This window comes from Leucobacter komagatae, assembly GCF_006716085.1.
Taxonomy (GTDB): domain Bacteria; phylum Actinomycetota; class Actinomycetes; order Actinomycetales; family Microbacteriaceae; genus Leucobacter; species Leucobacter komagatae.
In genome coordinates, this window is record NZ_VFON01000001.1 from 797,358 (window position 1) to 816,621 (window position 19,264).

Genomic DNA, 19,264 nt, shown 5'->3' on the forward strand with positions numbered 1-19,264 from the left:
GGACCATCCAAACCGGTCCGTTTGGCAGCCAGCTCCATATGAGCGACTATTCAGAGCACGGGACGCCCGTCGTCATGCCAACGAACATTCGCGATCTGCGAATCGACCCCGCCGGAATTGCTCGTGTCAGCGGTGAACACGTCGAGCGGCTGGCGCGTCATAAGCTTCAGATCGGCGACATTGTCTATAGCCGCAGAGGTGACGTTGAGAAGTGCGCTCTCGTCTCGGAGGAGGAGGAAGGCTGGCTCTGCGGAACAGGGTGCCTACTCGTGCGAGTGCATGGTCCGCACTTGGACGCTCGGTTTCTCTCATACGCGCTTTCTCTCCCTGAAACCCGTGCATGGATCAGCCAGCACGCTGTCGGCGCGACGATGCCGAATCTCAATACCCGCCTACTTCGCGAAGTACCAGTCAAAGTGCCCGGAATCGAAGATCAGCGCGCGATCGCGGCGACGCTCGGCGCACTCGACGACAAGATCGAGTCGAACCGGCGGGCGATGGCGAAGGCTCAGGAACTTGGCGATGCGTTGTTCAGATCAGCGTCGTCGGACTACCGAGCAGTCTCTGATGTCGCCATGATCACTATGGGCAGCTCGCCAAGAGGTGAGACCTTGAACGAGGTCGGCGAAGGCACACCCTTCTATCAAGGCACCCGCGACTTCGGAGATAGGTTCCCGTCGCTTCGCGTATGGACGGAGAGCCCTGTAAGACTCGCGAAAAAGAACGACACTTTGATGTCCGTACGTGCGCCAGTGGGCGAACTCAACCGTGCACCGTTCGACTGCTGCGTCGGTCGTGGTGTCGCAGCTGTCCATAGTGAGTCTCAGCCGAGCACCCTCTACTACGCCATGCGAGCCTCTGCATCCACCTGGGACAAGTTTCAGGGAGAGGGCACGGTGTTCGCATCGGTCAACAAGAAGGACGTCCACGACTCAGAGATCCTTTGGGTGTCCAATGACTCAGCGGAGGCTCTCGAACTTACGCTGTCAGCTCTTGACGACCGAATAGAGTCGCTTGATCGAGAAGTCCAGCGCCTTTCCAGGCTCCGCGATGCTCTGCTGCCGGAGTTGCTGTCGGGTCGACTCAAACCCGGCAGAAGGAGTGCCTGATTGTATGGTGCAAAAAGATCACACCGTGTCACCACACGAGCGGAAGATCAAGAAGTTTCTTCGCCGCGCTGATATTGCTCTGAGCAACTCTCTCTTTTCATCTGGTCGCGACCGATTCGAGATGTCTCTTATGTTCTCGCTTGATAAGAAGACTGGAGCGACTTCGGCAGAGCTGAAAATGCCTGAGTTTCATAGCAATGAGATCAAAGCCGCGATCGTGGACTGCCGACCGTTCTTCCTCGTCAAAGAAGACGCCTACCTCCCCGGAGTTGTAAACGCGCTCAGCCAAGTTGCCACGCGAGAACACGCCATTGCCCTCAGGGATAACGGGCTCAAGAGGTTCGTCGGAGGCTTCATATCCAATGACCAGCTTGTGGGCGGCGGTTTTATGTACTCCGGCAGACTCGAAATGGATAACGGCGCAGGTGCTCCTGGGCAGCTCCTTTCATCTGGACAGATCACCATGGACTACATCTATGGGGTCGCTCTGCACGAGGACGATGACAAAATTGCTCGCCTGGAGAATGTCAGCAGCGACGAAACCATAATGCAATCAGTAGCGATGGAACTCGCTCATCTCATGCACGCAGTCGCTGTGGTGCGAGAGCAAATCCGACTTAGCGCAGCAAATGGCCATCTCTCGATAGACGTTGAGGTTGGTGCTCCTACCGAGTGGAGCGAGCCTGGCAAATGGTACAAGTCACCTTCGGCGGAAGAGAGCACATCATGACCGCTTTCAACGAAAACGTCGTCGAGCAGGCTGCTCTGGAGTACTTCGACGAGCTCGGCTACGCGGTGCTGCACGGCCCCGATCTCGCGCCGGGCGAGCCTGCCTCCGAGCGTGAGTCATACGAGGACGTAATCCTGTGGGGCAGGCTGCGGGAGGCAATGCGCCGGATCAACCCCGACGCGACCCCTGCGCTGATCTCCGAGGCGATCAAGTCATTCCAGCGCGCCGAGTCGCAGAGCGCGATCGACGAGAACGCCCGCGTGCACAAGCTGATTGTCGAGGGCGTACCTGTGGAGCACCGTGACTCTGACGGCTTGCTCCGAACGACGCGGCTTCAGCTCGTCGACTTCGACGTTCCGAGCAACAACGACTGGGTCGCGATCAACCAGTTCACGATCGTGGAGAACAGCAAGAACCGCCGTCCTGACGTGCTCGTCATGCTGAACGGCTTGCCTGTGTCGCTGCTTGAGTTGAAGAACCCTGCATCGGAGAACGCGACCCTCAAGTCAGCGTGGAACCAGGTGCAGACCTACCGCCATGACATCCCGTCGGTGTTCGTGCCGAACGCGGTGACGGTGATCTCGGATGGAATGTCCGCCGCGATGAGCAGCTATTCAGGCTCGTTCGAGCACTACGCGCCGTGGAAGACGATCGAGGGCCGCGAGGTCGTGACCGACCGCCCCGCGCTTGAGGTGCTCATCAAGGGCGTGTTCGAGCCGGGGCGGTTCCTCGACATCCTGAAGAACTTCGTCGTGTTCAGCGACGAGACCGTGACCGACAAGAGCACCGGCCAACCGACGCGCACGCTCGTGAAGCGGGTTGCGAAGTACCACCAGTACTGGGCGGTCAATGCCGCGGTCGAGTCCACGGTGTCCGCCTCGCGCCCTGACGGCGATCGGCGGGGCGGCGTGGTCTGGCACACGCAGGGCTCGGGCAAGAGCTTCGAGATGGTGTTCTACGCGGCAAAGATCATGCGGGACCCGCGCATGGCGAACCCGACGCTCGTGTTCATCACCGACCGCAACGACCTCGACGACCAGCTGTTCGGGGAGACGTTCGCACCGGCGCGCATCCTGCCCGAGACGCCGGTGCAGGCCTCGACGCGCACAGACCTGCGCGAGAAGCTCAGGCGCGCGTCTGGCGGCATCGTGTTCACCACGCTGCAGAAGTTCGCCCCTGGCGAGGACGGGGATACTAATCCGGTCCTCACGGACCGCAGGAACGTGGTCGTGATCGCCGACGAGGCGCACCGCAGCCAGTACGGCTTCGGGGAAACGCTCGACCGTCACGGTAGATTGAAGGCGGGGCTCGCTAAGCACATGCGCGATGCGCTGCCAGGCGCCACGTACCTCGGCTTCACCGGCACGCCCATCGAGTCGAACGACAAGTCGACCCGCGCCGTGTTCGGCGACTACATCGACGTCTACGACCTCACCAGGGCTGTCGACGACGGTGCGACGGTGAAGATCTTCTACGAGTCGAGGCTCGCTCGCGTCGAGCTTTCGGACGCTGATCTCGCAGCGCTGGACGAGCTCGCCGACGAGATCACCGAGACGGTGGAGGAAGACACCGCGACCGCCGCGAAGTCGCGCTGGTCGCGCCTGGAGGCGATCGTCGGCTCGGAATCGCGTCTCGACCGTGTAGCGCAGGACATCGTCGACCACTGGGAGAAGCGCCGCGAGGCGATGCTCGGCAAGGGCATGATCGTCGCGATGAGCCGCCGCATCGCTGTGCGCCTGTACGAGAAGATCGTTGCGCTCAGGCCAGACTGGCACTCAGATGACCCTGAGAAGGGCAAGATCAAGGTCGTCATGACCGGGTCCGCTGCTGACCCTGCAGAGTTCCAGCCGCACATCCACTCGAAGGACGTGCGCAAGGATCTAAAGCTCCGGGCGAAGAACGCTGACGACGAGCTGGAGCTCGTGATCGTGCGCGACATGTGGCTCACCGGCTTCGACGCGCCGTCAATGCACACGATGTACGTCGACAAAACAATGCAGGGCGCAGGGCTCATGCAGGCTATCGCACGCGTGAACCGCACGTTCCGCGACAAGCCCGGCGGGCTGATCGTCGACTACATTGGGCTGTTCGCGAACTTGCAAGAGGCGTTGCAGGAGTACTCGCCGTCGGACCGTGACCAGGCGGGCGTGCCGATCGAGGAGATCGTGAACGCGATGCTGGAGAAGCACGACGTCGTTCGCGGCATCCTGCACGGCGTCGCGTATGACGCATCGCCAGCGCTGTCGTCGTCTCAGCGGCTCGCAGAGTACGCGAAGGTGCTCGACTTCGTGATGGCAGACCCTGATCGCACGAAGCGGTTCAACGGCGAGGTGCTCGCGCTGGCGAAGGCGTTCGCGCTAGCTGGCGCCCGTGACGAGGCTGCGGCGATCCGTGACGACGTGCGGTTGTTCACGGACGTGCGCGCGGCGATCCTGAAGATCCTGAACCCAGACTCCGGCAAGGGCGGCTCCGGTGCGGTGGAGATCGACACAGCGCTCGGGCAGCTGCTCAACGAGGCGGTCGCCGCCGAGGACGTCGTCGACGTGTACAAGCTGGCGGGCGTCGAGACACCTGAGATCTCGATCCTGAGCGACGAGTTCCTGGACTCACTCGCAGGCAAAGACAAGCCGAACCTCCAGATGGGGCTCCTCCGCAAGCTCCTGAACGACCAGATCCGCACGGTGCAGCGCAAAAACATCGTGCAAGGGCGGAAGTTCTCGGAGATGCTCGACGAGGCGGTGAAGCGCTACACGAACAGGTCTCTGTCGACTGCGGAGATCATCGCTGAGCTCGTGAAGCTCGCGAAGCAGGTCCGCGACGATCAGAACCGCTTCGAGCAGCTGGGCCTTCGCGAGGACGAGGTCGCGTTCTACGACGCGGTAATCCAGAACGACTCCGCCGTGCTGGAGCTCGGCGACGAGACACTGAAGGCGATCGCACGGGACCTCGTGAAGTCGGTGCAGCAGTCAGCGACGATCGACTGGAACCTCAAGGAGTCGGTGCTCGCGACGATGCGCTCGAAGGTGCGCAGGATCTTGGCCCGTTACGACTATCCACCGGACGCCGAGGAGCAGGCTGTGGAGCTCGTCCTGAAGCAGGCAGAGGTTTTTGCCGACGGTGTCGGTGCGGAGCCCAACAACGGAGCAGTCTGAGTATGGGTAAAGCGAGCCGACTGAAGGCTGAACGGGCTGCGGACAGAAAAGGGAGACTTGTGTCTGTGGGCCAGAGGGGGACGCCTGAGGAAGAACTGAGCGCCGCCACCAGCGTCGTAGGCGAGCTCTTCGGCATAGAGGCCGACTGCGCGGCTGCCGCGGGGCTGCTTGTTGCGATCGGCGATGAACTTGGGCACGCTCTTCGGCCGCGTCCCGTGGCTGCGATCATCAGGGAGACGAAGTCCAATACGTTGCTTGCGATGGGACCGAAAGCGACAAAGAAGTTCAGTCCCGAGCAGATTGCCGGTATGGAGAACCACCGACCAGGCGGGCGCGACACGGGTCACCTCGTTGTGACCTCTGACGAGCACAAGCTTCTGCTCGATCCCAACATGCGGCAGCTGGGGAATGTGGGAGTCGATGCGCCCAGCATCTTGATCCGAGTGCGAAGCACGGAGCCGGAGTCGGGTGAGTGGCAGTTCCGCCACGAAGGCCTTGAGATTCTGTACTTCGTTGACGACGAGAACCGCGCTCTGCTGCCGCACTACGAGAACGCGCATCGCGAATCCCGCATGTATGCGCAGGCTATCGCCGAGGGAATCCGTGCCGGAGTTGATCCGATCGAAATCGCCGCACGTATGAAGAAGAGCTAAGCCTGTGAATTGACAGCGAAGTTGGCAATAGTGACAGTGAAGTTGGCAATAACTCAATCAAGTTGGCAATAACCGTTATTTTGACACAGTACTTGGCAACAGCCGCGAGGTAGCTTTGGGTTAGCGGCTAGAAGCTACACAGCTCACCAATATCAATAACGTCAGCGGAACAGTAAACGTATCCGCTTAGTTGTCATCAGCTGGCAAGGATCAACCATCCTGGCGCTTTCACCTAATTCATGGTAAAGCCCGTATTATTGAGAACAATACGGGCTTCACTTCAACTGCGTGAGACATCGGGCAGTTTTGCGCCTGCAAAGACGCCGACGAGGCCCATCGCCGCGAGCAACAGCAGCGCCCACGAGACGTGCACGGTCGCGAGCAGCGCGCTCACCCCACCCACGACGAGAAGAATGATGCCCATTGCGGTGTTTGAGACTGCAACATAGGTGGTGCGAGTATCGCCCTCTGCCATGTCGACCACATACGTTTTGCGGCCGATGCGCACGCCCGTGTGCATGAGCGTGAGTGCAAAATACACCGTGATGTAGAACAGGTTTACCCACCAGCTCGCGTCTGATTGGAATGCCGACGCACTGCCAGCCTCGGCAAGCGTAGCGACGATCACGGCCGAGAGAATGATCGCCGAAGCAACCCCTGCCCCGATACTCATGACCTTGCGACTCGAGCGATCTGCGAGCCTGCCAAACAGCCTTCCGCCGATGAGCGCAGCAAGCCCAGAAGCGATAATGAACCCGCCAAGCCCCGCGAGACTCGACGCGCCAGACTGGATCGACAGCGTCACGATAAACGGAGGGCTCAGCGACGAAACGAGAAGCAACCCGCGGACCCCGACAAACTGCCTGAAACGCGCGTCTTCACGCAACAATTGCACCGCCTGAGAGAGCCCATGAAACGGTTTGGCTGGAGCGACCTCGGTGCTCTGCGCCTCTGGGGCTTCCTCACTCACAGGTTCACGCACTCCGGCATAGATCACCGCGACCCCCACCCAGAGCGCTGCACCCGCGGCGAGCAACCAGGCGAGGTGAGCAGCTGCGAGTTCCGCTCCCACAAACGCTCTGATCGCAAGGCCCAGGGTGATCGCAACAATGCCTGCAACGGTGGTTGAAATACCATTGAGCTGCCCCCGTTCGCCCTTCGGAATCGTGCGTCCCTGCACATCTTTTGACGCGATCGAGCAGAGGCATCGACCGAGCGCAAAGATCGCGAGCGCGACGAGAATGCCGACGCCCGCTGCAAGCCCTGAGCCGAGCGCTGCGATGAACGCCATCACCGCGACCGCCCCCGCCTGCACGAGCGCGCCAACTACGAAGATCCATTTGCGATGCTTCACCCGCACAACGAGTGGGGTAAGTAGCGCTTGCGGCAACATCGAGAGAGACTCGCGGATCGGCACGAGAAGTCCCGTCAACGCAGCCGGGGCCCCGAGTGACGCGAGCACCCAGGGCAGCACCGTCGATGCGTTGACCGCCTGATCGCCAGACGATTGCAGGGCACCCGCCGTGATTTGGCGCAGACCATTTGACGCCACCTTGTCGCGCAGCCCTTTGGGCATGCGCTGCTCGGCGTCTCGGGAACGACGGATGAGTTTCGAATACCACCACTCGCTGGCGGTCACGGGGGCAGACTCGCCCCCGTGTTCACTTGCCGCGATCAGTGGTCGTGATCCTGATCCGCCTGTGTTTCATGCACGGTGCCCGGCGCGTGATGCGGTGGAGCATAGATGCTGTAGACCTTCATCGGAACGTCGCCGATGTTGGTGATGTTGTGCCACATGCCCTTGGGCACAAGCACGGCCCAGTCGTCGGCGACCTCTTCATCAAACGAGAGCTCTTCGGGCGAAGGTCCCATTTGTACCCGACCGCGACCCTGTTCAAGTCGCAAGAACTGATCGGTATCGTCGTGCACTTCGAGACCGATATCGCCTCCGACAGGAATCGACATGAGGGTGAGCTGCATGAGCTCCCCCGTCCATACTGTCGTGCGGAAATTGGTGTTTGCACGGGTCGATGCTTCGATGTTAACGGTATATGGGTTTGGGCCATGATCTGGTGTTTGTGTCATTGCTTAAGCCTAATGACCTGGCCGAGCAGTAATCAAGCGAGGATAGGCTGGCCTTGCTCGGCAACCATTCAGATTGGAGAGGTTCAGGGATGACACAGGGCAAATTCTTTGACGACGAGGTACTCGAGGCCATGGCGACCAGGCGTTCAGTGTCGAAAGTGGGGCCGCACACCCCCACCGACGACGAACTCCGCGAGCTCCTCGCCGCGGTCACCCCGGTTGCCGACCATAAGGCGTTGCGCCCGTGGCGACTCATCGTGTTGCGGGGCGAGGATCGGGGCCGTCTAGCCGATGCGCTCGACGCGGCCGCAGGGACCACCCGTGAACCGGGAGAACGCAATTCCAAGCCATACCGGGCAGAACTCCTCATCGCGGTCATCGCCAGCTCCACCGAGCACCCGCTCGTGCCAGAGTGGGAGCAACACGCGACTGCGGCTGGCGCCGGGCACCTGCTCGAACTCGCACTGTGGCGAGCCGGGTGGGGCGTGATGTGGCGCACCGGAGTGCTCGCGAACAGCGACCCAGTGCGAGCCATGCACGGGCTCGAAGAACACGAGCACCTCATGGGGTGGTTGTATGTGGGTGACATTGACCCGTCATTCCGAGAGCGCCTGGAGGCATCGAATCGGCCGGCACTCGACCCGCATCAGTTTCTCGGAATGCTCCCCTAACCTCAGAGGTCACCCTCCTCGAGTTAGGTGAACATGAGCATAAAGATGTACATATTTTTTGTTCACAAATGCTACTTCAGAGCATGACTGCTCTCGCACCTCACGTTGAAACCTGGGCCGTTTCCCGAGAAAAACTCGCCTGTACTTTGAAGCGGTTTCGCGAACAAGGCGCAGCCGCAGGGCCATTGACCTTCGGAGCGCATCGCAAGCCCGAGGGAGGAGGGGCTGGGTGTGGCCCTAGCGAGCGAAGCAGCACATCCAGAAACAATGCCAACTTCGTTGGCAAAACACCGACTAAACCAAACGTGATTACGGAGAAATTCCGCATAATCACTGGGATGCCAACTAGCGAAAAAGTGCCATCTTCGCTGTCATCTCACAAAGCCCCATCGCTCGGGCGCTGGCTTTTTCGTGTCCATCAGAGCCTACCCGAGTGGACACTGTGAATGTGGTTCGATTGCGTGTCTAATGTGGTCATTCTTGATATTATTAGACATAAGTGTTATCTGGTTTGGATATCGCTGGACGACTCAAGGAGAATCACCAATGACGAGTGCATTCCAGATGGCGGTTCGCGCGCAACACAGCACCCCCGACCAGATCGCCCGCAGCAGAGCACTCCAGGCGGTCGAGGCTCCCGACTCGCTGCGGGCGCCGACGGATGCGCCCGCGCACCTGCAGAAGGCTTACGGCGCAGCGCAGCGGCTCTACGCGGAGATCGTGGTCTCCGGTACCGAGGGTGTGGAACTCCGAGCTTTCTCCGCGATGGTCGGCAAGACGCAGCTCGGCGAGGCTGTGAAGATCCTGCGGGGCTCCGGCGCTGTTGCCGAGTCCGTCGAACCACGGCCCGACAGCGACAGGCCCCTCATCGTCTTCCGCGCGGTAGAAGAATGACTTCCCACCGGGGCCAGGTCGTCGGCTACGTGCGGGTGAGCGCGGCCGACCAGAACGAGGCACGCCAGCTCGAAGCCCTCGGCGAGGTCGACCGACTGTTCTCGGAGAAAGTGTCGGGGAAGAACACTTCCGACCGCGAGCAGCTCAAGGAGATGATGGCCTATGTCCGCGAGGGCGACACTGTGCGGGTGAAGTCGCCCGACCGTCTCGCGCGCTCGACGACGGACCTCCTCTCGCTGGTCGAGCAGCTCAGGTCGAAGCGCGTCGCCGTCGAGTTCGTGGACAACCCGGCGCTGAACACTGACACCCCGCAGGGCGAGTTCATGCTGACGATCCTCGCCGCCGTCGCGCAGCTCGAACGGGCGACGATTCGCGAGCGCCAGGCCGAGGGCATCGCGATCGCGAAGCGCAACGGCGTGTACGACCGCGCACCGAAGCTCACGCCCGAGCAGATCGCAGAGGCGCGCCAGCGGGCCGACAGTGGCGTCCCGAAGGCTCGGGTGGCCCGAGACCTCGGGGTGAGTCGCCAGACGCTGTACGCGGCGCTCAGCGGCACTGGGAAGTACGCGGAGCTGGCGGGCGCGTCATCATGATCGCGTACCCCGCAGGCCAGGAGCCGGACTTCTGGCAGCCTAATCCGGCGGATGCACGGCACCGCTTCGCCCTGGGCAGGGTCGGCGACTGCACACCGGAGTCGCCGCCGCTCGTCGTGATCGGCATGAACCCCTCGCACGCTCGCGAGACCGAGTCGGACAAGACCGTGAACCACATCATCAACGTATCGAGGCGTGAGCACTCGGGATGGCTCATGCTAAATCTCTACCCGGAGCGGTCTCCCAAGCCGAAGGCGCTCAAGTTGTACGACGCGGGGCTCTCCGCGGCGAACTGCGAGGCCATCGAGCATGTGCTCGGACTGGTGGGCGCTACCGAGGTGCTCGGAGCCTGGGGCAACATGGGCGGCTCAGCGACGCTGAGGCGAGCACTGCCCGACGTGCAGACCCTGCTCGACCGGATGAGCGTGAGAGCGTACACGCTCGACGCACTGCTGAACACAGGGAACCCGGCGCATCCGCACCCGCCGGGCCGGCCGTTGCCGATGCTCGGTCCGAAGAGGTACCTCACGTGATGACCAGAAACGAGGACCAGATGGACGCCTTGCAGCGAATCAGCACAGGCATCGAGCTGCTTGAGAGCGGATACACCGTCGAGTGGGAACCCTCGCGGGAGATCGAGCCAGGAGTGCACACGATGTCGTACCCCCGATATGACAGCCGGCTGATGGAGGCGCTATGGGGCGCATCGGAGCTGGTAGGAACAGACTACGGCTACATAGACCGTGTCGACGAGGTGCGAGAGCTGAGCATCCCAGAGATGAGCCAGTCGCAGCTGTCCACGTTCCTCACGTGGGTGCAGCGCGGCGAGAGGTTCTGCGACGGCTTTATCGACGGCTTCGTGAAGGACGGCAGGGTGCTGCAGGCGCTCCGCCGGGCCGCTGAGCTAGAGGGCTGCACGGAACAGGGCTTCGAGCGTGCACCGAGTCTTGGAGCGCGCCGAAGCGAGCCCGACGAACGAGGCGAGCCTGCAGGGAGCCGAGCAAAGCCGGTCTGGGGTCGCGCGGCGCTGCTCGTGTTCCTGGGCTCCCTGCTGCTCACCTATGTCGGCACGGCGTCAAACGTCCTCCCAGGAGCCGGGTGGGCGATCGGGCTGCTCGTCGCGATGGGCGGGGGCGTCGTGTTCTCGATCATCTCCCTCGTCAGGCGAGAGCGTAGGGGCGCCGCTATCGCCACGTTGGTGATGTCTCTGGGCCTGCCGCTCGCGGTATTCGTCGGGTTCGCGGTGTTCTTCACGTTCTTCTACGTCGCGTAAACCCCGTTCGCAGCGGGGCGAGGCACGCGACGCCTCGGCTCCCCTGAGAGCAAGCGGACGCTCGCCCGCTAGACGGGTACGCCACGATTCGTGACCGGCAGCTGTTGCATGAGGCGGCCGTCCTGCTCGCGCCTGCGGCACTGTTCAACAAGCGGGAGAGCCAGCTCGGGGTCCTTGCGGAACTGCTCGAACTCGTCGCGGTTGAGGGCGTAGTACTCCTCGTAGTCGACGAGGCCCGTCGACACCGGAATCGACAGGTAGCCGATGCCGAAGATGAGCTCCGCGCCCAGCGAGAAGCGGTGCTCCTGCGAGACGTAGATGTCCTCGAACTTCGTCTCCGGCTCGTCGTCCTCGATCCTCGCCGAGTAGTCGGGGTCGAGGAAGTGGGCGAGCTGCTGTCGTTCCCTGTCGCCGAGCTCTTCGCTCACCCCGACCACTATGCGCGCCGCCCAAGCCGGCTCGTCGCGGTCGAACCTCGGCGCAGGAGCTACGTCGTCGTCGGGCTCGCCGCTCACCGCGACTGTTATAGGCTCCCGAGCTGCATCGTCGTCGTTGGGCTCGCCGCTCCAGAGGTTTCTTGTTGCGTTGGGCACACCCCAGGACCGCCACTCGAACCCGAGTCGCCTTGCGAATGGGTCCACTACTAGCGCCACTGTGTTGTCATCGAGCTGCGTGCGCGATGCGAGAGCGAACACTGCCAAACCCAGGAGCGAAGTGAAGCTCCCCATGGTCATTCGCTCGGCAGTCGTGGTGGACTGTGGCAGCTTCGCCCGAACATCCTTTTCGAGACCGCGAACTGCAGACTCTATGGCCGCGTAGTGCGATGCAGACCGAACCATCGAATGTTGCAGTGAATGCAACTGTCTATGGTTGCAAACGACGTCTATTTGTCCAACTCAATGGCGAAGCCCTCCGATCATAACAGCGTGATCTCGCGGAAGTTTGGATTTGGGTTGACATAGTGATGCACCCCTCCGTACATTGTTGCATCTAATGAAAGATTATGGCGCTTCTCCATCCACGCTTCGACTGATTACTTCGGCGTCGAACGTCACTTTGGTGAACCCCGAGCAACAGATCTTCAGCGCGATGGTCGACGGGTGGCGAAATCAGCAGCTATCGCGGGGACTTCGCGAGCAGACCATCCGCAATCGTGTCTCCACGGTGACGCGCTTCGCGGTTTTCGTGGACAAGCCGCCGTGGAAGTGGACGGTCGCAGATGTCGACGAGTTCACGGTCGAGGCGGCGACCCCGATCAGGTCGCTGTCGACGCTGCGCCATCACCATGGGGCTATCAGGGGATTCTGCGACTACCTCACGAACCCGTTGTATGACTGGATGGAGATCTGCCATCGGGAATTCGGTGATTTTCCGTCCCAAGTGTGTCTGCCGTGGAACACGGTGGCTCACCGGTTCGAATTCGAGGGAGATGGAAAACGCCGACCGTTCTCCTATGCCGAGGTGGAGCGCCTGTTCGACACAGCTGACGCTCGCGTTGAATTGCTAGTCAGTTCCAGGAGGAAGGGGGCACTAGGTGCGCTGCGGGACGCGCAGCTACTGAAGACCGTGTACGCGTTCGGGTTGCGCCGCACGGAAGCTGTGATGCTCGACACCGTTGACCTGCACCACAACGCCAAGATGCGCCAGTGGGGACGATACGGCTCTATCCACGTGCGGTGGGCGAAGGCGGCGGGTGGCGGCTCGCCTCGGCGGCGCACCGTGCTGCTGGTGCCAGAGTTTGACTGGAGGGTGGCCGGTATGCAGCAGTGGCTCGAACAGGCCAGGGAGCGTTTCGCGCCCGGAGACGACCTCGACGCGCTCTGGGTGACCGAGAGGCGCACACGTCTGTCCGCAGGGTATCTCGACCGGAGGTTCGCGGAGCTGCGGGACGAGGCCGGCCTGTCGAAGGATCTGACGCTGCACAGCCTCCGGCACTCCTATGTCACGCACCTGCTGGAGTTCGGGTACGCCGATCGATTCGTCCAGGAACAAGTCGGACACATGCACGCGTCGACTACCTCGATCTACGCCTCTGTCAGCTCGGACTACAAGAACCGAGTGCTCGCGGAAGCGCTGAAAGCCCTCATCGAAGGAGAAGCTGATGACCGTTGAGCTCGACACCGGATGGAACCTGCGCAGCCTGATGGCATCGCGCGGGATCTTCCAGACCTCCAAGCTAAAGCCCCTACTCGAGGAGCGCGGCATCGACCTGTCCCGGGAGCAGGTGTATCGGCTGGTGACGCAGCAGCCGCAGCGGGTGCGTCTCGACGTGCTGGCAGCGTTGTGCGATGCGCTGGAGTGCTCACTCGACGACCTGGTGACGATCACTCGTCGGGAGGCCTCGGCCCCGGTGGCCGTCGGTGAGGAGGCGACGCGCGGGTCGATCGGTGATCTTCGTCCCGTTCGTGCAACGATCCGTCGTCCGCGTACGAAGTAGCCACGGTGGCGAAGCCTCCGCAACAGCCGCGAGTCGCGGAAGTCGTCGACCTCGTGATGCCTCTCGTCCCCGAGATCTCGCCCGATCGTCTCGCTGAGATCGTGCATTCGGTCGCGCCGGTGCCGCTGACGCAGCGGCTTCTTGAGCTCGCGCTGATCAAACAGACCGGCGTCCTCGAGGGGCGGCATGCGAATGTTCCGGTAACTGTCCAAGATTTGGCCCGCGCGCTGGTCGTCGAAGGAACAAGCAGGGTTGTGCTGCCGACGTGCGAGTCATGCGGCCGAGCTGTCCGTCTGCCACACAAGACGCCAAGCTGCGGCAGGCATTGCTCGCGCTGCGAGCGGAACGCCAGGTCGGTAGCCTGCGCGACCTGCGGACGGGTCAGGCCAGTGCAGCGCACCATCGAAGGGGAACGGTACTGCCGCGAATGCTGGCGCACCGATCCCCGATCATTCGATCGCTGCTCCCGGTGCGGTCAGCACGCGACCATCGCCGTCCGTCGGCCCGAACTGGTCTGTCTGCGCTGCTACACAGCGCCGATCAAAACCTGCGGGCTCTGCGGAGAGCCCGGTCGTGTGGCCTCCCACCTCGACGGGCGACGGATATGCGCGCGCTGCTACTACGCGATGCGTAGACCGCAGCCCTGCCCTGAGTGCGGGCGCAGGGTCTTTCTCACCGGGTTCATGAACGGTCAGAGGGCCTGTGCCAAATGCACGGGTGCTCCGGTGACGATGGCTTGTCCGGGTTGCGGTTCGATCGAGGAGATCCGCAAACATCACCTCTGCGTCGAGTGCCGTCGGCCTGTCGCGATCCAGCAGCTACTCGCCGACGATGCGGGCGAGATCCGCGCAGACCTTCACCCTCTTGCGGACTACCTGCTGACGCATCACAGCAACGCGGTGTCGCTCGAACGCTGGTTGCATAAGAGCAAGTGTGCACTGGTGCTCCGCGAGCTCGCGGACGGAACTTTGCCGCTTGCCGCCGAGGCGATTATCGCCCGAGCTCAATCGGGGCAGTCCGTGGCATTTCTCCTCTCGCTTCTGGTCCGCTCAGGAGTGCTGCCGGAGCTCGACGTCGAAGGCACGCGATTCAACCACTGGCTCAATGGCTGGCTCAACGATATCGACCATCCCGAGGACCGGCTGATCCTGCGCCGCTACTGCGCCTGGGAGCTCCTACGATCGGCTCGGGTGTCCAGCCTTACCTCAGGCTTCCAAAGGCAACGGGCCTTTCTGAAATACTGTGCTGCGCTCCTTGAGGAGATCCGGTCACAGCAGGAGACGCTGGCGACTTTCCCACAACGCCGTCTGGACGCATATCTGACCGATTCGCCGAGCCAGCGTGACGCGCTGGCACCATTCACCCGTTGGCTGCGCCGGCACCGATTGAGCAACCTCCGAGTCGAGTTCCGAGTCAATCGCCTCGAAGGGCGAGGCTATGCCGCTGACCACCGATGGCAGATGGCCCGCAAGTTCCTGTCCGATGCCGACATGGACCCGAAGACCCGGGCGGCGGGTCTCCTCGTGCTGCTCTACGGCATCCAGCTGACCCGCATCGTCACGATCACCCGGGCACAGGTCGATACGAGCTCGCGGCCCGTGACACTCACCGTCGGGGCCGAGCCGATCGAACTCCCCGAGATCCTCGGCGACGCCATCGTCGAGCTCGTCGATGCCGCAAAGCGCCATCCTGAAGGGTGGTTGTTCCCCGGCAGGAACCCGGGCCGTCACCTCACCCCGGGGCCGCTCAGCCGTCGCCTTCGCACCGAAGGTCTGCTTGCTGGGAGCGCCCGCACGACAGCGCTCATCGAGCTCACCCGGCAACTGCATCCCCGGATCGTCTCGGATCTCCTCGGCATCACAACGGCGTCCGCCGCTTCATGGTCACGTCTCGCCGGCGGAGAATGGTCCGATTACCCGACGCTCCGCTCCACCCACGCCTGATCGAGCATCAGCCGTCCGAGCCCGGGACGGAAATCGCTTCGTGCAGCTGCTCGACAGTCGGAGACCCCGCTAACCCGGCAGGGGTACGGAACACCCGGCAGGCAAGCCCGACGGGGGCGTGCTCATCGGCGAAGGGATCGACGCCGTCGACGAGGACGGTCGGTGACCCGTGGAACCCGAGGCGCTCGGCTTCCTCGGCGGTCTCGACCAGCTGCCGCGTGACGCGGATATCTGATCGGCCATCGAGCAGCTCAACAAGCCTGCCGTCGAGTATCTCCCAATTCGGGCAGCCGTCGAAGTACTGCAGGGTGATCTCCATAGTTGGTCCTCTCAGTTCTCGGTGCCGCGGATCATCAGAAGCGCTCCGGCGATCGCGGCGGTGACGATCACGATGTCGGCGACGTTCCCGATGAACCAGTCACCGTAGGCGAGGAAATCGACGACGTGCCCCCGAGCGAATCCTGGTTGGCGGAGAAGCCGGTCACTGGCGTGCGTGGCTGCGGCCCCACCGAGCGCACCGATCACGACCGCCCACCCAGGGCGTCGGACCCGGAACGCGAACACGATCGCGGTCACCGTGGCCGCGACGGCGATGAGAGCGAACACCCAGGTGGAGCCCTCACCGAAGGAGAACGCCGCCCCAGGATTGTACGCGAGCTGCAGGCCCAGCAGGTCGCCGATCAGCGGGATGCGCTCGTGCTCCGACAGAGTGGCCTCGGCCCATGCCTTCGTCCCCTGATCGATGAAGACGACGACCACGGTGATCAGGAGTGCCCAGGCAGTGAACCGCCAGCGCCCCCTCTGCGGCCGCTCTTCCGACGCCGACTCAACGTCGGCGTTTGTGTCCGGGGTCATGCGAGGACCTCGAAGAGACGGACGATCACGCCGGACTCGATCAGGATGAACAGGCCCAGGCCGATGAACACGACCGGGACGAGCCAGTGCTCGACGCGCTCGAGCGTCTCTGTGACCGCCTTGTGCGTGCCGATCAGTCGCCCGGCAGCACACCAGACGGCGACGAGAATCAGGAACACAACGATCATGATCACGACGTCGCCGGGAGTGCTGGTGCGGAAGATCGGCGTGTACAGGGAGATGTTGTCCGCACCGTTGGCGATCGTGATCCCCGCGACGCCCCACATGCCTACTGCGGTGATCTTGTCGTCGTCATCATCGTCGCCGTTGCGGCGCAGGCCGCGCACGAGGGTCCAGATGCCGATGCCGAGCGGGATGAGACCGAGGAAGCCCACCCATTCGTCCGGGACGATCGTGAGACCGAGCGCGGCGATCACGCTGATCACGACGAGGGTGATGAACCCGAGATACTGGCCAGCAACGATCTGCCACGGACGCGGCTTCCCCCGGCTGGAGGCAAGGAACAGCACCGTGAGCACGACGATGTCGTCGATGTTGGTCGCAGCGAACAGGCCGATCGCTGAGCCGATGGTCGCGAGCATCAGCTCGCCAACCGTGGCGTGCGGGCGGCGCGCAGGCCGTTGAGGATCACGATGACCTCCGCGACCTCGTGGACCAGGACGACAGCCGCGAGCCCCAGCACACCGAACAGCGCCAGCGGGAGCAGTGCGGTGATGATCAGCAGCGACAGGATGATGTTCTGGTTGATGATCCGTCTACCTCGCCGGGCGTGGTCGAATGCCCGTGGGATGAGGCGCAGATCATGTCCGGTGAAGGCCACGTCGGCGGATTCGATCGCTGCGTCGGAGCCGGTCGCGCCCATCGCGATGCCGATGTCTGCGCCAGCGAGGGCCGGGGCATCGTTGATGCCGTCGCCGATCATCGCGACAGGTCCCGTCTTCGACAGTTCTGCGATCGCGGTCGCCTTGTCCTCCGGGCGCAGCTCCGCCCGCACGTCTCTGATCCCGGCCTGCGCCGCCAGTGCACGAGCGGTGCGGGCGTTGTCGCCGGTGAGCATCGTCACCCCGACGCCCTGGCCGGTGAGTGTTCGGACTACCTCGGGGACTTCAGGTCGAAGTTCGTCGCGGACGCCGATCGCGGCGACCGGTGACCCGTCGCGGTGCACGATGACGACGGTCATGCCCTGTTCTTCCAACTTCGCGACCCGGTCCACGAGGTCGCCGGCGTCCAGCCAGCGGGGGCTGCCGACGGTGATTCTCGATCCGTCGACGCTGCCGTCGATGCCGTGCCCGGCCTGTTCGGTCACATCTGCGGCTGCCGGAGTCCCCGGGGCCGCGGCAGTGATAGCTGAGGCGAGGGGATGTGTGCTGTGCTGCTCCAACGCGGCCGCCCAGGCCAGAGCCTGCGTCTCGGTCACGCCGTTCGCAGTGATCACGGCGGTGACCGCCGGTTCGTTGCGGGTGAGGGTGCCGGTCTTGTCGACGGCGACGTGGCGGACCGTGCCGAAGCGCTCGAAGACGGCACCGGACTTGATGATCACGCCAAACTTGCTCGCTGCACCGATCGCCGCGACGACAGTCAGCGGCACCGAGATCGCCAGCGCACACGGAGAAGCGGCGACCAGCACGACGAGCGCGCGGGTGATCCACACCTCCGGGTCGCCCAGCAGCGACCCGACGATCGCGACGAGCGCAGCGAGGATCAGAACGCCGGGCACGAGCGGGCGGGCGATCCTGTCCGCCAGACGAGCACGTTCGCCCTTCTCCGTCTGCGCCTTCTCCACCAGCTCCACGATCGTCGTGAGCGAGTTATCGGTGCCCGCTGCCGTCGCCTCGACCTCCAGGACACCGGCACTGTTGATCGCACCGGCCGACACCGCATCCCCGGGCTCGACCTCGACGGGGATCGACTCCCCGGTGATCGCCGAGGTATCCAGGCTGGAGCGGCCAGAACGCACGACCCCATCAGTCGCGATCCGCTCACCCGGGCGGACCACCATGACCTGGCCGACCGTCAACTCTCGCGCCTGCACCTGCGAGGAGACGCCGCCCTGCAGCACGGTCGCTGTCTCCGGCACGAGCTTCAGCAGTGCCCGCAGCCCGCCGCGGGCGCGGTCCATCGCCTTGTCCTCAAGCGCCTCAGCGATCGAGTACAAGAACGCCAGAGCTGCAGCCTCCTCCACGTAGCCGAGGACGACTGCACCGATCGCGCTGATCGTCATCAGCAGCCCGATGCCGAGCTTGCCCTTGAACAGCTTCCGAATCGCGCCCGGCGTGAACGTCGACGCACCCAGCAACAGGCCGGCCCAGAACAACACCAGCGCCGGGATCTCGAGGCCGGACCATTCGAGAATCTGACCGGCGAGGAAGGCAACGCCGGAGAAGACCGGCACCATGATCCCGCGATCCCTCCACCAGGGCCGCTCAGCCTCTTCATGTTCTTCGCCCGACGTGGTTTCAGGCTCGGGTTCGCAGCCGCACGCCGCGCTCACGCGTCCGCCCCTGTACCGCAGCAGCCCGGCACCGTGCAAGACGAGTCCACACACGGCGCGTGCTCATCGACAGCCAACGTCACATCCACCAGCGCGACGAGCGCCGCCGCGAGGTGCGGATCAGCGATCTCATAGCGGGTCTGGCGGCCCTCAGGCTCAGCGACCACGATCCCGCAGTCCCGCAGGCAAGTCAGGTGGTTCGACACGTTCGAGCGCGTCAACTCCAGCTCACGCGAAAGGACGGCCGGGTAGCTCGGCCCACCGAGCAACGTCATCAGGATCCGGGAGCGCGTCGGATCCGCCATGGCCCGGCCGAGCCGGTTCATGACGTCGAGGCGCGAAGCAATAGTCAGCATG

The 19,264-nt window shown here is 63.3% G+C and carries 20 protein-coding genes; 12 read left to right on the forward strand and 8 right to left on the reverse strand.

From position 1 onward, the window contains the following. Nucleotides 1–38: 38 nt before the first annotated feature. Genes FB468_RS03655 through FB468_RS03670 form a run of 4 tightly spaced genes read left to right on the forward strand, consistent with a single transcriptional unit; the run spans nucleotide 39 to nucleotide 5,644 of the window. Complete coding sequence (locus tag FB468_RS03655) at nucleotides 39–1,109, forward strand: restriction endonuclease subunit S (protein WP_170219612.1); 1,071 nt, start codon at nucleotides 39–41, stop codon at nucleotides 1,107–1,109. Between the two features lie 25 nt (nucleotides 1,110–1,134). Next, complete coding sequence (locus FB468_RS03660) at nucleotides 1,135–1,839, forward strand: hypothetical protein (protein ID WP_141886139.1); 705 nt, start codon at nucleotides 1,135–1,137, stop codon at nucleotides 1,837–1,839. Beyond that, on the forward strand, nucleotides 1,836–4,991 hold the full coding sequence (locus FB468_RS03665) for a type I restriction endonuclease subunit R (protein WP_141886140.1): 3,156 nt from the start codon (nucleotides 1,836–1,838) through the stop codon (nucleotides 4,989–4,991). The genes FB468_RS03660 and FB468_RS03665 overlap by 4 nt, the downstream gene beginning before the upstream one ends. 2 nt (nucleotides 4,992–4,993) lie before the next feature. Then, the gene (locus FB468_RS03670; protein WP_141886141.1) at nucleotides 4,994–5,644 is read left to right on the forward strand and encodes a hypothetical protein; all 651 of its coding nucleotides are present in this window, start codon (nucleotides 4,994–4,996) and stop codon (nucleotides 5,642–5,644) included. 280 nt (nucleotides 5,645–5,924) lie between these two features. Here FB468_RS03670 and FB468_RS03675 read toward each other — a convergent pair whose 3' ends face one another. Together FB468_RS03675 and FB468_RS03680 are read right to left on the reverse strand one after the other, a co-directional pair. Further along, the gene (locus FB468_RS03675) at nucleotides 5,925–7,283 is read right to left on the reverse strand and encodes an MFS transporter (protein WP_246055733.1); all 1,359 of its coding nucleotides are present in this window, start codon (nucleotides 7,281–7,283) and stop codon (nucleotides 5,925–5,927) included. A 35-nt stretch (nucleotides 7,284–7,318) separates the two neighbouring features. Next, entirely contained in the window at nucleotides 7,319–7,729 is a 411-nt protein-coding gene (locus FB468_RS03680; protein WP_042542561.1) for a cupin domain-containing protein, read from the reverse strand. Between the two features lie 89 nt (nucleotides 7,730–7,818). Here FB468_RS03680 and FB468_RS03685 point away from each other — a divergent pair, with 89 nt between their 5' ends. From FB468_RS03685 to FB468_RS03705, 5 genes are all read left to right on the forward strand, one after another. After that, nucleotides 7,819–8,400 carry a nitroreductase family protein gene (locus tag FB468_RS03685; RefSeq protein ID WP_232299595.1) on the forward strand — a complete coding sequence of 194 codons (582 nt, stop codon included), beginning with the start codon at nucleotides 7,819–7,821 and terminating at the stop codon, nucleotides 8,398–8,400. 546 nt (nucleotides 8,401–8,946) lie between these two features. Next, nucleotides 8,947–9,294 carry a hypothetical protein gene (locus FB468_RS03690; RefSeq protein WP_141886142.1) on the forward strand — a complete coding sequence of 116 codons (348 nt, stop codon included), beginning with the start codon at nucleotides 8,947–8,949 and terminating at the stop codon, nucleotides 9,292–9,294. After that, complete coding sequence (locus tag FB468_RS03695; protein WP_141886143.1) at nucleotides 9,291–9,887, forward strand: recombinase family protein; 597 nt, start codon at nucleotides 9,291–9,293, stop codon at nucleotides 9,885–9,887. Before FB468_RS03690 ends, FB468_RS03695 begins: the two co-directional genes overlap by 4 nt. Beyond that, nucleotides 9,884–10,420, forward strand: coding sequence for a DUF1643 domain-containing protein (locus FB468_RS03700; protein WP_141886144.1), 537 nt, complete (start codon nucleotides 9,884–9,886; stop codon nucleotides 10,418–10,420). The genes FB468_RS03695 and FB468_RS03700 overlap by 4 nt, the downstream gene beginning before the upstream one ends. After that, nucleotides 10,420–11,160, forward strand: coding sequence for a DUF6508 domain-containing protein (locus FB468_RS03705; protein ID WP_141886145.1), 741 nt, complete (start codon nucleotides 10,420–10,422; stop codon nucleotides 11,158–11,160). Before FB468_RS03700 ends, FB468_RS03705 begins: the two co-directional genes overlap by 1 nt. Nucleotides 11,161–11,228: 68 nt before the next feature. Here the strand turns inward: FB468_RS03705 and FB468_RS17220 are convergent, their stop codons facing one another. Then, nucleotides 11,229–11,753 (reverse strand): hypothetical protein, encoded by a 525-nt coding sequence (locus FB468_RS17220; protein ID WP_211359075.1) that lies wholly within the window; start codon nucleotides 11,751–11,753, stop codon nucleotides 11,229–11,231. A gap of 463 nt (nucleotides 11,754–12,216) precedes the next feature. Here FB468_RS17220 and FB468_RS03715 point away from each other — a divergent pair, with 463 nt between their 5' ends. From FB468_RS03715 to FB468_RS03725, 3 genes are read left to right on the forward strand one after another with little or no spacing between them, the layout of a single operon-like run. Further along, complete coding sequence (locus tag FB468_RS03715) at nucleotides 12,217–13,272, forward strand: tyrosine-type recombinase/integrase (protein WP_141888110.1); 1,056 nt, start codon at nucleotides 12,217–12,219, stop codon at nucleotides 13,270–13,272. After that, nucleotides 13,262–13,597 (forward strand): helix-turn-helix domain-containing protein, encoded by a 336-nt coding sequence (locus FB468_RS03720; RefSeq protein WP_141886146.1) that lies wholly within the window; start codon nucleotides 13,262–13,264, stop codon nucleotides 13,595–13,597. Before FB468_RS03715 ends, FB468_RS03720 begins: the two co-directional genes overlap by 11 nt. Nucleotides 13,598–13,602: 5 nt before the next feature. Then, complete coding sequence (locus FB468_RS03725; protein ID WP_246055736.1) at nucleotides 13,603–15,540, forward strand: zinc finger CCHC domain-containing protein; 1,938 nt, start codon at nucleotides 13,603–13,605, stop codon at nucleotides 15,538–15,540. 7 nt (nucleotides 15,541–15,547) lie between these two features. Here FB468_RS03725 and FB468_RS03730 read toward each other — a convergent pair whose 3' ends face one another. From FB468_RS03730 to cmtR, 5 genes are read right to left on the reverse strand one after another with little or no spacing between them, the layout of a single operon-like run. Then, nucleotides 15,548–15,859: a thioredoxin family protein gene (locus tag FB468_RS03730; protein ID WP_141886147.1), complete on the reverse strand. Its 312-nt coding sequence runs from the start codon at nucleotides 15,857–15,859 to the stop codon at nucleotides 15,548–15,550. Nucleotides 15,860–15,870: 11 nt separating this feature from the next. Further along, nucleotides 15,871–16,395 carry a signal peptidase II gene (locus tag FB468_RS03735; RefSeq protein WP_141886148.1) on the reverse strand — a complete coding sequence of 175 codons (525 nt, stop codon included), beginning with the start codon at nucleotides 16,393–16,395 and terminating at the stop codon, nucleotides 15,871–15,873. Beyond that, entirely contained in the window at nucleotides 16,392–16,997 is a 606-nt protein-coding gene (locus FB468_RS03740; protein ID WP_141886149.1) for a cadmium resistance transporter, read from the reverse strand. The genes FB468_RS03735 and FB468_RS03740 overlap by 4 nt, the downstream gene beginning before the upstream one ends. Further along, a complete protein-coding gene (locus FB468_RS03745; RefSeq protein ID WP_211359076.1) occupies nucleotides 16,997–18,907 on the reverse strand; it encodes a heavy metal translocating P-type ATPase in 1,911 nt (636 codons plus the stop codon). The genes FB468_RS03740 and FB468_RS03745 overlap by 1 nt, the downstream gene beginning before the upstream one ends. Continuing rightward, the gene (gene cmtR, locus FB468_RS03750; protein WP_141886150.1) at nucleotides 18,904–19,263 is read right to left on the reverse strand and encodes a Cd(II)/Pb(II)-sensing metalloregulatory transcriptional regulator CmtR; all 360 of its coding nucleotides are present in this window, start codon (nucleotides 19,261–19,263) and stop codon (nucleotides 18,904–18,906) included. Before cmtR ends, FB468_RS03745 begins: the two co-directional genes overlap by 4 nt. Nucleotide 19,264: the final 1 nt, after the last annotated feature.

What these genes read in the sequence shown, in the direction of transcription:
- cmtR (WP_141886150.1), bottom strand. Translation starts at nt 19,263, where the DNA reads ATGCTGACTATTGCTTCGCGCCTCGACGTCATGAACCGGCTCGGCCGG.
- FB468_RS03730 (WP_141886147.1), bottom strand. Translation starts at nt 15,859, where the DNA reads ATGGAGATCACCCTGCAGTACTTCGACGGCTGCCCGAATTGGGAGATA.
- FB468_RS03670 (WP_141886141.1), top strand. Translation starts at nt 4,994, where the DNA reads ATGGGTAAAGCGAGCCGACTGAAGGCTGAACGGGCTGCGGACAGAAAA.
- FB468_RS03740 (WP_141886149.1), bottom strand. Translation starts at nt 16,997, where the DNA reads ATGCTCGCGACCATCGGCTCAGCGATCGGCCTGTTCGCTGCGACCAAC.
- FB468_RS03685 (WP_232299595.1), top strand. Translation starts at nt 7,819, where the DNA reads ATGACACAGGGCAAATTCTTTGACGACGAGGTACTCGAGGCCATGGCG.
- FB468_RS03695 (WP_141886143.1), top strand. Translation starts at nt 9,291, where the DNA reads ATGACTTCCCACCGGGGCCAGGTCGTCGGCTACGTGCGGGTGAGCGCG.
- FB468_RS03720 (WP_141886146.1), top strand. Translation starts at nt 13,262, where the DNA reads ATGACCGTTGAGCTCGACACCGGATGGAACCTGCGCAGCCTGATGGCA.
- FB468_RS03680 (WP_042542561.1), bottom strand. Translation starts at nt 7,729, where the DNA reads ATGACACAAACACCAGATCATGGCCCAAACCCATATACCGTTAACATC.
- FB468_RS03735 (WP_141886148.1), bottom strand. Translation starts at nt 16,395, where the DNA reads ATGACCCCGGACACAAACGCCGACGTTGAGTCGGCGTCGGAAGAGCGG.
- FB468_RS03700 (WP_141886144.1), top strand. Translation starts at nt 9,884, where the DNA reads ATGATCGCGTACCCCGCAGGCCAGGAGCCGGACTTCTGGCAGCCTAAT.
- FB468_RS03665 (WP_141886140.1), top strand. Translation starts at nt 1,836, where the DNA reads ATGACCGCTTTCAACGAAAACGTCGTCGAGCAGGCTGCTCTGGAGTAC.
- FB468_RS03705 (WP_141886145.1), top strand. Translation starts at nt 10,420, where the DNA reads ATGACCAGAAACGAGGACCAGATGGACGCCTTGCAGCGAATCAGCACA.
- FB468_RS03655 (WP_170219612.1), top strand. Translation starts at nt 39, where the DNA reads ATGAGCGACTATTCAGAGCACGGGACGCCCGTCGTCATGCCAACGAAC.
- FB468_RS03690 (WP_141886142.1), top strand. Translation starts at nt 8,947, where the DNA reads ATGACGAGTGCATTCCAGATGGCGGTTCGCGCGCAACACAGCACCCCC.